Source organism: Pseudomonas sp. PDM10 (genome assembly GCF_014852295.1).
Taxonomy (GTDB): Bacteria; Pseudomonadota; Gammaproteobacteria; order Pseudomonadales; family Pseudomonadaceae; genus Aquipseudomonas.
This window is the reverse complement of sequence record NZ_JACVBJ010000003.1, coordinates 412,068-424,264: the sequence shown is the minus strand read 5'-3', so window position 1 is coordinate 424,264 and position 12,197 is coordinate 412,068. Positions and strand designations below refer to the sequence as shown.

General features: G+C 59.8%; 10 protein-coding genes. 5 read left to right on the top strand and 5 right to left on the bottom strand.

Annotated elements, in window-relative coordinates; translation table 11 throughout:
- Positions 1–192: 192 nt before the first annotated feature.
- Positions 193–1,362, bottom strand: coding sequence for an acetylornithine deacetylase (gene argE, locus IB252_RS13055; RefSeq protein WP_192409019.1), 1,170 nt, complete (start codon positions 1,360–1,362; stop codon positions 193–195).
- Between the two features lie 157 nt (positions 1,363–1,519).
- On the opposite strand from argE, the gene IB252_RS13050 reads away from it, so the two are divergent.
- Positions 1,520–2,887 (top strand): inorganic triphosphatase, encoded by a 1,368-nt coding sequence (locus IB252_RS13050; RefSeq protein ID WP_111448372.1) that lies wholly within the window; start codon positions 1,520–1,522, stop codon positions 2,885–2,887.
- Positions 2,888–3,013: 126 nt separating this feature from the next.
- Here the strand turns inward: IB252_RS13050 and IB252_RS13045 are convergent, their stop codons facing one another.
- Entirely contained in the window at positions 3,014–3,484 is a 471-nt protein-coding gene (locus tag IB252_RS13045) for an Lrp/AsnC family transcriptional regulator (RefSeq protein WP_018927598.1), read from the bottom strand.
- 126 nt (positions 3,485–3,610) lie between these two features.
- Between IB252_RS13045 and IB252_RS13040 the strand changes: the two genes are divergently transcribed.
- The 3 genes from IB252_RS13040 to IB252_RS13030 all read left to right on the top strand — a co-directional run bounded on the left by IB252_RS13040 (position 3,611) and on the right by IB252_RS13030 (position 6,215).
- The gene (locus tag IB252_RS13040; protein WP_192409017.1) at positions 3,611–3,949 is read left to right on the top strand and encodes a hypothetical protein; all 339 of its coding nucleotides are present in this window, start codon (positions 3,611–3,613) and stop codon (positions 3,947–3,949) included.
- A gap of 90 nt (positions 3,950–4,039) precedes the next feature.
- Positions 4,040–5,824: a GspE/PulE family protein gene (locus tag IB252_RS13035; protein WP_111448369.1), complete on the top strand. Its 1,785-nt coding sequence runs from the start codon at positions 4,040–4,042 to the stop codon at positions 5,822–5,824.
- A gap of 73 nt (positions 5,825–5,897) precedes the next feature.
- Positions 5,898–6,215, top strand: coding sequence for a DUF2388 domain-containing protein (locus IB252_RS13030; RefSeq protein WP_111448368.1), 318 nt, complete (start codon positions 5,898–5,900; stop codon positions 6,213–6,215).
- Positions 6,216–6,392: 177 nt separating this feature from the next.
- On the opposite strand, the gene gcvP is transcribed toward IB252_RS13030, so the two are convergent.
- The gene (gene gcvP, locus IB252_RS13025; RefSeq protein ID WP_192409015.1) at positions 6,393–9,266 is read right to left on the bottom strand and encodes an aminomethyl-transferring glycine dehydrogenase; all 2,874 of its coding nucleotides are present in this window, start codon (positions 9,264–9,266) and stop codon (positions 6,393–6,395) included.
- Positions 9,267–9,420: 154 nt separating this feature from the next.
- Here gcvP and IB252_RS13020 point away from each other — a divergent pair, with 154 nt between their 5' ends.
- Entirely contained in the window at positions 9,421–10,560 is a 1,140-nt protein-coding gene (locus tag IB252_RS13020) for a DegT/DnrJ/EryC1/StrS family aminotransferase (RefSeq protein ID WP_192409013.1), read from the top strand.
- 114 nt (positions 10,561–10,674) lie between these two features.
- Here IB252_RS13020 and gcvH read toward each other — a convergent pair whose 3' ends face one another.
- Complete coding sequence (gcvH, locus tag IB252_RS13015) at positions 10,675–11,058, bottom strand: glycine cleavage system protein GcvH (RefSeq protein WP_111448365.1); 384 nt, start codon at positions 11,056–11,058, stop codon at positions 10,675–10,677.
- Between the two features lie 50 nt (positions 11,059–11,108).
- Positions 11,109–12,191 (bottom strand): glycine cleavage system aminomethyltransferase GcvT, encoded by a 1,083-nt coding sequence (gcvT, locus tag IB252_RS13010; RefSeq protein WP_192409011.1) that lies wholly within the window; start codon positions 12,189–12,191, stop codon positions 11,109–11,111.
- Between the last annotated feature and the right edge of the window lie 6 nt (positions 12,192–12,197).

Sequence of the window (12,197 nt, the reverse complement as noted above, 5' to 3'; positions counted from 1 at the left end):
GTCGGAACAGGCTTGGCGACACGCGCGCTCTCCTCATGAATACGGGTTGGGACACCGGCAATTTACAAGGCTTGCCAGCCGTGACACAGCCCCTGTGGGAGTGAGCCTGCTCGCGATAGCGGAATGTCAGTCGATACTGAAGTGTCTGACACACCGCTATCGCGAGCAGGCTCACTCCCACAGGGATCTCGCTCAACCGACTGGCATTGGCGTTTTGGCCGGTGTCAGGCAGTAATGTTCAATCAGTTGACGTAATAGATGCACCGTAGGCTGCAAACGTGACATTTCGAGGTATTCCCCCGGTTGGTGCGCACAGGCGATGTCGCCAGGGCCGAGCACCAGTGTTTCGCAGCCAAGACGCTGAAGATAAGGCGCTTCGGTGCCGAACGCCACTGCTTCGGCACGATGGCCGGTGAGCTTTTCCGCAACCCGGACCAATTCTGCATCCTCGGCCTGCTCGAACGGCGGCACTTCGGGGAACAGCGGCGCGTAATCGATCTTCACCTGATGCCACTCGGCAATGGGCTTGAGCTTCTTCAGAATCTCAGCGCGCAGGGCATTGGGGTCCATGCCCGGCAACGGACGCAGATCAAACTCCAGCGAACACTGACCGCAAATACGGTTGGGGTTATCGCCGCCATGGATGCAGCCGAAATTCAGGGTCGGCGTCGGTACGCTGAACTGTGGATTACGGAACTCACGCTGCCACGCCAACCGCAAACCACGCAGTTCACCGATAGCATCGTGCATGGCTTCGAGGGCGCTGTGGCCCAGGCGCGGATCCGAGGAGTGGCCGCTCTGACCGAGGATGTCGATGCGCTCCATCATGATGCCTTTGTGCATGCGGATCGGCTTGAGCCCGGTCGGCTCGCCGATCACCGCCGCACGACCGAGCGGACGCCCGGCTTCGGCCAGGGCGCGAGCGCCGGACATCGAGCTTTCTTCATCGCAAGTGGCGAGGATCAACAGCGGTTGCTTGAACGGCTGATCGAGCAGCGGTATGACGGCTTCGATGGCCAGCGCGAAAAAGCCCTTCATGTCACAACTGCCCAGCCCCACCCAGCGACCGTCGACTTCGGTCAGCTTCAGCGGATCGGTCTGCCACAGCGCGCCATCGAACGGCACCGTGTCACTGTGACCGGCCAGCACCAGGCCACCGGGGCCGGAACCGAAACTGGCCAGCAGATTGAATTTGCCGGGGCTGACCTGCTGGATGTCGCAGGTAAAACCCAGATCGCCGAGCCACGTCGCCAGCAAATCGATCACCGGACGGTTGGTTTGATCGAGGCTGGCCTGCGTACAGCTGACGGACGGTGCGGCGATCAGCGCAGCGAACTGATCTTTCATGGACGGCAAAGGCATCGCTGACTCCAACTCCCGAGTTGAACTCCATCATAGAACCATCCGGCGACAGGAATAAACCGTCGCGGCGCGTAGGTACGTTCACTCCTGTACACTGCACGACCTTGGCAGCCACACATTTCCCCCGGCTGCGCTCCCGATCCTGGATTTTCCGGCCATGCAGAAAGAAACCGAAATCAAACTCCGCGTCAGCCGAGAAACCCTCGCGGCCCTGCGCGAGCACCCGCTCCTGAAAAAACGCAACAAAAGTGGCTGGGAACGCCGTGAGTTGATGAATCAGTACTTCGACACGCCTGAGCGCGACCTGGCCCGCGCCAAGGTTGCCCTGCGCCTGCGCCGCGATGGCGAAGAAGTGATTCAGACCCTCAAGACCCGCGGCCAGAGCGTCGCCGGTTTGTCCGAGCGTAACGAATACGACTGGAACCTGCCCAAAGCCAAGCTCGACGTGAAGAAACTCGACGGCGAATGCTGGCCTGAAGAGCTGGCCGAACTGGACAAGAAAACCCTGAAGCCGATCTTCACCACCGATTTCGTCCGCGAACGCGCGGAAATCGCCTGGGGCCGTGGCAAGACCAAAGTGGTGATCGAAGCCGCACTGGATCTGGGTCACGTGATCGTGGGCAAGCAGAAAGAAGAAATCTGCGAGCTGGAACTGGAACTGCGTGAAGGCGAGCCGGCCGCTCTGCTGGAACTGGCCGCCGAACTGGCCGCGACCCTGGCCCTGATGCCCTGTGACATCAGCAAAGCCGAGCGCGGTTATCGTTTGTACGACGCCAACAGCTATTCGTTGAGCCTGCCGGCGCCGCAGATCACCGCCGAAATGCCGCTGGACGACGCTTTCGCCGCGCTGAGCTGGCACTTGCTGAGCAGCAGCCAGCGCCTGGCCGAGCAGTATCGCTTCAATGGCCACTGGCGCCTGTTGCTGGACTGGGTTGAAAACCTGGCTGAATTGCGCGCGTTGCTGAGCAGCCTGGGCCAAGCCGCACCGCGTCAGTCGACACACGATCTGCGCGTCGCGCTGGATGCCTTGCTGGAAGACTGGCGCCCGCTGGTACAGGCCGGTATCGACGACGAAGACGTGCGCAAAGCTGCACCGGAGCAGTTCCTCGAAGAACTGCAAGATCCGCGCTGGGGCTTGTTCTCGCTGAACACTTCGCGCTGGTTGCTGGCCCGCACCTGGACCGCCGATCGCAACGTTCGTGGCAATCGCCAGGGCGCTGCGCAATTGGGCAGCTGGTTGCCGCGTCTGCTGGGTGAAGAAGCGACCTCCCTGCAACTGCAGCGTTACCAGCAACAGCCGGAAGACCTGGCCGAGCAACTGCCGCGCATCGAGCGCATCCAGGCTTGGCTGCACCACGCCCGCAGCGTGCTGGACATCCCGGAAATGGATCGCTTGTACGGTGAGCTGAAACAGCTTGCTCAATTGGCGAACGAGCCGATCACCGATGAATCGCTGGATGCGCGCAAGCAGCAGGCGATTGCGGTGTATCAGAATCGTGCCTGGAAAATGCTGCTGCGCATGTAAATCTCGCGATGATGATCGTTCCCACGCTCTGCGTGGGAATGCCTCAAGGGACGCTCCGCGTCCAGGTGACGCGGAGCGTCACCGGCTGCATTCCCACGCGGGAGCGTGGGAACGATCAGTGTAGGGTCAGCGCAACACCGGCAAACTCGTCGTGGATTTGATCTCCGACAACGCCACGATCGAGTTCACCTCCTGGATCCCCGGCACCATCGACAGCTTCTCGAAAAAGAAGCGCTCATACGCCTCGATGTCCGCCGTCACAATCCGCAGCAAGAAATCCACCGACCCCATCAGCACATAACACTCCAGCACTTCGGGAAAACCGCGAATCGCCTCGGTGAATTCGGTGAAGTTCGAACGCCCGTGAGCGTTGAGTTTGATTTCAGCGAAGATCTGCGTGTTAAGCCCGATTTTCTTCCGGTCGAGCAAGGTCACTTGCCCGCGAATGATCCCCTCCTCCTTCATCCGCTGAATCCGCCGCCAGCACGGCGACTGCGACAACCCCACCTGTTCCGCAATCTGCGCACTGGAAAGCGAAGCGTCCTCTTGCAGCAACGCGAGAATCTTGCGGTCGTAGCCATCCAGCTCGCTATGCATAAAAAAACCTTTGATTGATAACTTATCGAATCAAGCAATTCAAACAATCGCCAATAAGCCCAATCATAGATAAGAAATGCCCGGCACCGAATGTAAAAATTCCTCCAGTGATTTTGGAGATCGACCATGCCGCATCTAGAAACCGTAAACACTCCGCACACCCGCGCCGATGTCTGGAACGTCAGCAACGCCCACTGCCACGTTCACTATCAATTGCTGGCCGAGGCCGAACCGGACTTGCTGTGCCGGGCGCTCAACCTGTTCGCTTTGCAGTTTCTGACGCCACAACAGGTCAACGTGCAGCGGATGGACGATCTGTTGTCGATCGACATCGTGATAGACGGCCTAAACTGGCACCGCGCCCAAGTGATCGCGGAAAAATTACGTAACCTGATCAGCGTCTGTTCAGTTGAGCTGCAAGCGGTTGATTGCGTGTGGAATGAACCGGCACAGGCGGCGGGCTGAAAAAACTCGACACGGCTTCGTCGAGTAGTGGCCCAACGGTCTGCCGGTCCGCGACTATCCTTTGCGAACTGTTGTTCATGAGGAGCCCGCATGTCCGTTCAACTTGCCATTCAGGACCGCTGGCTGGATCTCAATGATTTGCTGCGTGAACTGGTCGCCCAAGGTTTTATCAGTCAGGATTCGGCCGAACACGCGCTCAATGCTCGACGCCGTCACGCAGCCAATGGCCAGACGCACCCGCTGGAATTCATCGCCAGCCAACTTCTGGACGACCTCAGCCGTCCCGGTAAACACCTCGACCTGGAAAGCCTGACGCTTTGGCTGTCGCAGCAGGCCGGCCAGCCTTATCTGCGTATCGATCCGCTGAAAATCAACGTGGCGGCGATTACCCCGCTGATGTCCTACGCCTTCGCCCAGCGCCACAAGATTCTTGCGGTGTCTATCGACCGCGACGCAGTGACCGTGGCCAGCGCCCAGCCCTACGTCACCGGTTGGGAAGCCGACCTGACCCATGTGCTGAAACTGCCGATCAAACGTGTCGTCGCCAACCCGGTCGACATCCAGCGCTTCAGCGTGGAGTTTTTCCGCCTGGCCAAATCGGTCACCGGCGCGACCAACGCCGATCAGCAAATGAACACCCTGGGCAATTTCGAGCAACTGCTCAACCTCGGCGCCAGCGACCAGGAACCGGACGCCAACGACGCGCACATCGTCAACATCGTCGACTGGTTGTTTCAGTACGCGTTCCAGCAACGCGCCAGTGACATCCACATCGAACCCCGACGCGAACAAGGCACGGTGCGCTTTCGCATCGACGGCGTGCTGCACAACGTCTATCAATTCCCGCCGCAAGTGACCATGGCCATCGTCAGCCGCCTGAAAAGCCTCGGGCGGATGAACGTCGCGGAAAAACGCAAACCCCAGGACGGCCGGGTCAAGACCAAAACCCCGGACGGCGGCGAAGTCGAGCTGCGCCTGTCGACATTGCCGACCGCCTTCGGCGAAAAAATGGTCATGCGGATCTTCGACCCGGAAGTACTGCTCAAGAACTTTGATCAGTTGGGCTTCTCCGCCGATGACTTGCGCCGCTGGCAGGACATGACGAGCCAGCCCAACGGCATCATCCTGGTCACCGGTCCGACCGGTTCCGGCAAAACCACCACGCTGTACACCACCCTGAAGAAACTGGCGACGTCGGAGGTCAACCTCTGCACCATCGAAGACCCGATCGAAATGGTCGAGCCGGCGTTCAACCAGATGCAGGTCCAGCACAACATCGACCTGACCTTCGCCGCCGGTGTGCGCGCCCTGATGCGACAGGATCCGGACATCATCATGATCGGTGAGATCCGTGATCTGGAAACCGCTGAAATGGCGATCCAGGCTGCGCTCACGGGTCACTTGGTGCTGTCGACGCTGCACACCAACGACGCGCCGAGCGCAATCAGCCGCTTGCTGGAACTGGGCGTGCCGCATTACCTGATCAAAGCCACGGTGCTTGGCGTTATGGCCCAGCGCCTGGTCCGCACCTTGTGTCCGCATTGCAAGGCGCCGCTGACCCTGGGTGAAGAAGACTGGCAAACCTTGACCCGGCCCTGGCAGGCACCGTTGCCGAACAACGCACATCGCGCCATCGGTTGCCTTGAATGCCGCGATACCGGCTACCGCGGCCGCGCCGGGGTCTACGAAATCATGCAACTGACGGACGGCGTCAAAGCGCTGATCAACCCCGACACCGATTTGCTGGCCGTGCGGCGGCAGGCCTTCAAGGAAGGCATGCGCAGTTTGAGATTGTCAGGCGCGCAAAAAGTGGCGGCGGGTTTGACGACGATTGAGGAGGTGCTGCGGGTAACACCGCAAAGCGAGCAAAAGTAGGCGCGGCCGTTACGGAACTCGATTGGGGGATTTGTAATCCAACGCCGCAGTTAACCCAGTGGAGTCACCCAATATGCGTCTCAAACTTGCTGTCGCTACCATCGCCTTGTTGTCCCTTCCTGTCGGTTCGGCGATGGCTGATAGCTTTTGGCGTAACGTCATCTCATCCGGTGCGACCACCGGTTCGACCTACCTGACCTTCAAGGATAACAAGCTGATCGTTGCCGCCCAGGACGATGCTGGCAGCTTTGTCGCCAGTGACGGCGGCATCCGCGGTCCATACCTGGAGGCCGCGATGCAGAAAGTCCGTGCCGACAACCCAGGCCTGCAGGCCACGGACATGGAACTGGCGAACGCGATTCTGGCGAAGAATGCCGTCGCTTCGAATTAAGATTTATTGCTGAACAAAAATGCCGCTCCCATGAGCGGCATTTTTTATGCCTGATACAAAACCCTGGGGGAGCGAGCCTGCTCGCGATAGCGGTGGATCAGTCGAAATCATCCATGACTGTCACACCGCTATCGCGAGCAGGCTCGCTCCCACAGTGGATTTGTATCTCCTGCGAGATCAGCGGTAATCGTCTACCGGCACGCAGGCACAGAACAAATTGCGGTCGCCGTAAACGTTATCCACCCGGTTCACCACCGGCCAGTACTTGTGCGCCTTGGTGTGAGCATCCGGCGTCACCGCCTGCGCGATGCTATAGGACCGCTCCCAAACCCCGGTGATGTCCGCCAGGGTATGCGGTGAACGTTTCAGCGGGTTGTCATCGGCCGGCCAGTTGCCGTTCTGCACCTCGGTGATTTCCGCGCGGATACTCAGCATCGCCCCGATAAACCGGTCCAGCTCTGCCTTCGATTCACTTTCGGTGGGCTCCACCATCAACGTTCCCGGCACCGGAAACGACATGGTCGGCGCATGGAAGCCATAGTCCATCAACCGCTTGGCGACGTCCTCCTCGCTGATCCCGGTCAGCGTCTTGAGTGGCCGCAGGTCAAGAATGCATTCGTGAGCCACCCGCTCGTTGCGCCCGGTGTAGAGCACTGGGAACGCCCCGGACAAGTGCTGCGCCAGGTAATTCGCGGCGAGGATCGCCACCTCACTGGCATCCGCCAATTGCGGCCCCATCATCGCGATGTACATCCAGCTGATCGGCAGGATGCTCGCGCTGCCCCAAGGCGCCGCACTGATTGCGCCGTTTTGCGCCAGCGGCCCGTCAATCGGCACCACCGGATGGTTGGCCACGAACGGCGCCAGATGCGCGCGCACACCAATCGGCCCCATGCCCGGCCCGCCGCCACCATGGGGGATGCAGAAAGTCTTGTGCAGGTTCATGTGGGACACGTCGGCGCCAATGTCCGCCGGGCGCGCCAGTCCGACCTGAGCGTTGAGATTGGCGCCATCCATATAAACCTGGCCACCGTGGCTGTGGATAACTTCACAGATTTCGCTGATGCCTTCCTCGTATACACCGTGGGTCGAAGGATACGTCGCCATCAGGCAGGCGAGTTTATCTGCGGCCTCTGCGGCCTTGCCTTTGAGGTCATCCAGATCAACGTTGCCCGCCTCGTCGCATTCGACGATCACCACGCGCATGCCGGCCATCTGCGCCGAAGCCGGGTTGGTGCCATGGGCCGAGGACGGAATCAGGCAGATATCCCGCGCGCCCTCATGTCGACTCTCGTGATATTTGCGGATCGCCAGCAACCCGGCGTACTCACCTTGGGCGCCCGAGTTGGGTTGCATGCAGATCGCGTCGAAACCGGTAATAGCGCAGAGCCAACGCTCCAATTCTTCGATCATCAGCGAATAACCCACCGCCTGCTCTTTCGGCACGAACGGGTGCAGGTTGGCGAACTGCGGCCACGTGATCGGGATCATCTCGCTGGTGGCGTTGAGCTTCATGGTGCAGGAGCCCAGCGGGATCATCGATTGGTTGAGCGCCAGGTCCTTGTTCTCCAGTTGCTTGAGGTAGCGCAGCATCTCGGTTTCACTGTGATGGGCGCTAAACACCGGGTGACGCAGGTAAGACGAGGTACGCAGCAGACCTGCGGGAATGCCGGAAACAAGAGCTTCAGCGTCCAGTTCGTCGACGTTAAGCCCATGATCGGAACCGAGGAACACATCAAACAACTTCGCGACGGTGGATTCGTCAGAGGTTTCGTCGAGGCTCAACCCCAACTGCCCACGCCCGAGAATGCGCAAATTGATCTGCGCGGCCTGGGCACTTTCGATGATTGCCGTCTGAGTACCACCGACTTCCAGCGTCAGGGTATCGAAAAAGTGTGTGTTGAGGCGGGTGATGCCGTGGCGCTCCAGGCCAGCGGCGAGGATGCTGGTCAGCCGATGGACGCGTTGGGCAATACGTTTGAGCCCTTCCGGACCGTGGTAGACCGCATAGAAACTGGCAATGTTGGCCAGCAGCACCTGCGCGGTGCAAATGTTCGAGTTAGCCTTTTCCCGGCGGATATGTTGCTCGCGGGTTTGCAGGGCCATGCGCAGGGCGACGTTGCCGCGAGCATCTTTCGACACGCCGATGATCCTCCCGGGAATCGCCCGTTTGTATTCATCGCGACTGGCAAAAAACGCCGCGTGAGGGCCGCCGTAACCCATGGGCACGCCGAAACGCTGGGATGAACCGAACACCACGTCGGCACCCAACTCCCCCGGCGGCGTCAGCAACAGCAGACTCAGCAGATCGGTGGCGACACACGCCAAGGCTTGCTGCGCATGCAGATGATCGATCAAGGGACGAAGATCGCGGATCTCGCCGTGGGTGTCGGGATATTGCAGGAGCGCGCCGAACACCTGGTGCTGTTTCAAGTTATCCACAGAATCGATGATCAGCTCGAAGCCGAACCCTTCTGCTCGGGTCTGCACCACGGAAATGGTCTGCGGATGACAGTTTTCGTCGACGAAGAACAGATTGCTTCTGGACTTGGCGACACGCTTGGCCAGTGCCATGGCTTCCGCCGCCGCCGTGGCTTCGTCCAGCAGTGAGGCGTTGGCAAGCTCCAGGCCGGTGAGGTCGATGGTCAATTGCTGGAAGTTCAGCAGCGCTTCGAGCCGCCCTTGGGCGATCTCTGGTTGATAGGGTGTGTACGCGGTGTACCAACCGGGATTTTCCAGCACGTTGCGCACAATGACGGCTGGCGTGAGGGTGCCGTGGTAGCCCATGCCGATCAGGCTGGTCCAGACCTGGTTTTGCTCGGCGTAACCACGCAGTTTGGCCAGCGCGGCTTCTTCGTCGAGGGCGGGTGGCAGGTCGAGCGGCCTGTTCAGGCGGATTCCTGGCGGCACCGTCTGCTCGATCAACTCGACCCGGCTGCCGAGGCCGAGGCTGTCGAGCATCGCCTGTTGTTCGGCGGCATCGGGCCCGAGGTGGCGGCGAAGGAAGGCATTAGGGTCGCGTAACTGGCTCAAGGACGGCAACTGGGACATGACGGGCTCTCTCTTGACTGGCGCTCAACGTCGATGCAACACGGTCAAACCAGCATAGCAGTCGATACCCGAGCGGATGGATTGGCGCCAACGATCATTGCGGATCAGAATGCTCGGCATCTGCCCAATGTCCGCTGATCAGGTGACTGTATTTATGAGCCAACTGCCTTTCCTGCCATTCTCCAAACCCACCATCGACGAAGCCACGATTGCCGCTGTGGGTGACGTATTGCGCTCGGGCTGGATTACCAGCGGCCCCAAGGTTCAGGCCTTTGAACAACAACTCTCGGAGTATTTCGGTGGGCGCCCGGTGCGCACCTTCAATTCCGGCACCTGCACCATGGAGATCGCCTTGCGCATTGCCGGTATCGGGCCGGGCGATGAAGTGATCACCACACCGATTTCCTGGGTGGCCACCGCCAACGTCATTCTCGAAGTCGGCGCTACGCCGGTGTTTGCCGACATTGACCCGATCACCCGCAACCTCGATCTGGATCAGCTGGAAGCGGCAATCACCCCGCGCACCAAAGCGATCATTCCTGTGTACCTCGCCGGTTTGCCGGTGGACATGAGCCGGTTGTATGCGATCGCCAAAAAACACGGATTGCGGATTGTCGAAGACGCCGCGCAAGCCTTGGGTTCGAGCTGGAACGGCCAGCGCATTGGCTCGACCGGCGATTTCGTGTCCTTCAGTTTCCAGGCAAACAAAAACGTCACCTCGTCAGAGGGCGGTTGCCTGGTATTGAACAATGATGAGGAAGTGCAACTGGCGCAAAAGTACCGTCTACAGGGCGTCACCCGTAGCGGCTTCGATGGTCTGGATGTCGATGTGCTGGGCGGCAAGTTCAACATGACCGACGTTGCAGCGGCCATCGGCCTTGGGCAATTTGCTCACATCGAAGCAATCACAACCCATCGCCGTGAACTGGCCAGGCACTATTTCGCTTGTTTTGGCGAGGATTTCGAAGCGTTGTATGGGGCTCAACTGCCCCCGGCGGATTTCGAGAACAGCAACTGGCATTTGTTTCAGCTGGTGCTGCCTGAGCGCAGGGATGGCCAACCGGCACGGGCTACCTTCATGGAACAGATGCAGGCGTTAGGTATCGGCATCGGTTATCACTACCCACCGATTCACCTGCTGAGTCTTTACCGCGAACGCGGGTTCAAGGAGGGCATGTTCCCGGTCGCCGAGCGGGTCGGTCGCCTGATCGTTTCACTGCCGATGTTCACCGCCATGACTAAAGCGGATGTTGAGCGGTCAGTCGCAGCGGTGAAGTCAGTGCTAAATCCATAGACCCTGTGGGAGCGAGCCTGCTCGCGAAGTGGGAGTGTCAGTTGGCATAACTGTTTGCTGACACACCGCTTTCGCGAGCAGGCTCGCTCCCACATGGATTTCGCAAGGCGACGATTATTCGCCGATGGCGGCTTTATAGCCGGCGGCGTCCAGCAGCTTGTCCAGGTCAGCCGCGTTGCTTGGCTTGAGCTTGAAGATCCAGGCACCGTACGGGTCGGAGTTGAGCAGCTCAGGGTTGGCGCTCAGTTCTTCGTTGATCGCAATCACTTCACCGGCCACCGGGGAGTAGATGTCCGAAGCGGCTTTAACCGACTCCACCACACCGGACTGATCACCGGCAGCGAAGACTGTTCCGACTTCGGTCAGCTCAACGAACACCACGTCGCCCAAGGCTTCCTGAGCGTGATCGCTGATGCCCACGGTAACGCTGCCATCGGCTTCGAGACGGGCCCACTCGTGACTTTCGGCAAAACGCAGGTCGGCAGGAATATCGCTCATGTTCTGTGTCCTCAAGAGAATTGTCAGCGGTCGTTGCCCGCCAAAAAAGGTTAGATCAAGGTTTTGCCATGGCGTACGAAGGTCGGTTTGACCACTCGGACCGGGTACCACTTGCCACGGATTTCCACTTCTGCGCGGTCGGCTGTCGCCATCGGCACGCGCGCCAGTGCAATCGACTTGCTAAGCGTAGGAGAGAAACTACCACTGGTGATCTCCCCTTCGCCAACATTGGCGATGCGGACAACTTGATGAGCGCGCAAAACCCCACGCTCCTCAAGGACCAGACCGACCAGTTTGTGCTGCACGCCACCCGCCCGCTCGGCTTCAAGAGCGCTGCGCCCGATGAACTGGCGAGTGGCCGGTTCCCACGCAATGCTCCAGGCCATGTTGGAAGCCAGTGGTGAAACGTCTTGATGAATGTCCTGGCCGTAGAGGTTCATACCGGCTTCGACCCGCAGCGTATCGCGCGCCCCGAGGCCGATCGGTGAGATGCCCGCGCCCACCAGATCGTTGAAGAATCCTGGCGCTTGATTGGCTGGCAGAACGATTTCCAGGCCATCTTCGCCGGTGTAACCCGTGCGTGCGATAAACCAGTCACCGTCGGCCTGGCCTTCGAAGGGCTTGAGCATCTGAATCAGGTTGCCGCGGGACTGGGTCACCAGTTCGGAGATTTTGTGCCGGGCGTGGGGACCTTGAATGGCCAGCATCGCCAACTCGGAGCGCTCGTTGAGCTGCACCTTGAAACCTTCGAGGTGAGCCTGCATCCAGGCGAGGTCCTGATTGCGGGTGGAGGCGTTGACCACCAGCCGATAACCCTCCTCGAGACGGTAGACGATCATGTCGTCGACGATGCCGCCGCGCTCGTTGAGCATAGTGCTGTACAAGGCACGGCCAGGGCTGTGCAGACGTTCGACGTCATTGGCCAGCAAATGCTGAAGCCAAGCCTTGGCCTGAGGGCCGCTGACATCGATCACGGTCATGTGGGATACATCGAAAACCCCGCAATCGCGGCGCACCTGATGGTGTTCCTCGACCTGCGAGCCGTAATGCAATGGCATATCCCAACCGCCAAAATCGACCATCTTCGCGCCGAGGGCGAGATGAAGGTCATACAGAGGCGTGCGCAGTCCCATGGGTTT

What these genes read in the sequence shown, in the direction of transcription:
- argE (WP_192409019.1), bottom strand. Translation starts at nt 1,362, where the DNA reads ATGCCTTTGCCGTCCATGAAAGATCAGTTCGCTGCGCTGATCGCCGCA.
- IB252_RS13050 (WP_111448372.1), top strand. Translation starts at nt 1,520, where the DNA reads ATGCAGAAAGAAACCGAAATCAAACTCCGCGTCAGCCGAGAAACCCTC.
- IB252_RS13045 (WP_018927598.1), bottom strand. Translation starts at nt 3,484, where the DNA reads ATGCATAGCGAGCTGGATGGCTACGACCGCAAGATTCTCGCGTTGCTG.
- IB252_RS13040 (WP_192409017.1), top strand. Translation starts at nt 3,611, where the DNA reads ATGCCGCATCTAGAAACCGTAAACACTCCGCACACCCGCGCCGATGTC.
- IB252_RS13035 (WP_111448369.1), top strand. Translation starts at nt 4,040, where the DNA reads ATGTCCGTTCAACTTGCCATTCAGGACCGCTGGCTGGATCTCAATGAT.
- IB252_RS13030 (WP_111448368.1), top strand. Translation starts at nt 5,898, where the DNA reads ATGCGTCTCAAACTTGCTGTCGCTACCATCGCCTTGTTGTCCCTTCCT.
- gcvP (WP_192409015.1), bottom strand. Translation starts at nt 9,266, where the DNA reads ATGTCCCAGTTGCCGTCCTTGAGCCAGTTACGCGACCCTAATGCCTTC.
- IB252_RS13020 (WP_192409013.1), top strand. Translation starts at nt 9,421, where the DNA reads ATGAGCCAACTGCCTTTCCTGCCATTCTCCAAACCCACCATCGACGAA.
- gcvH (WP_111448365.1), bottom strand. Translation starts at nt 11,058, where the DNA reads ATGAGCGATATTCCTGCCGACCTGCGTTTTGCCGAAAGTCACGAGTGG.
- gcvT (WP_192409011.1), bottom strand. Translation starts at nt 12,191, where the DNA reads ATGGGACTGCGCACGCCTCTGTATGACCTTCATCTCGCCCTCGGCGCG.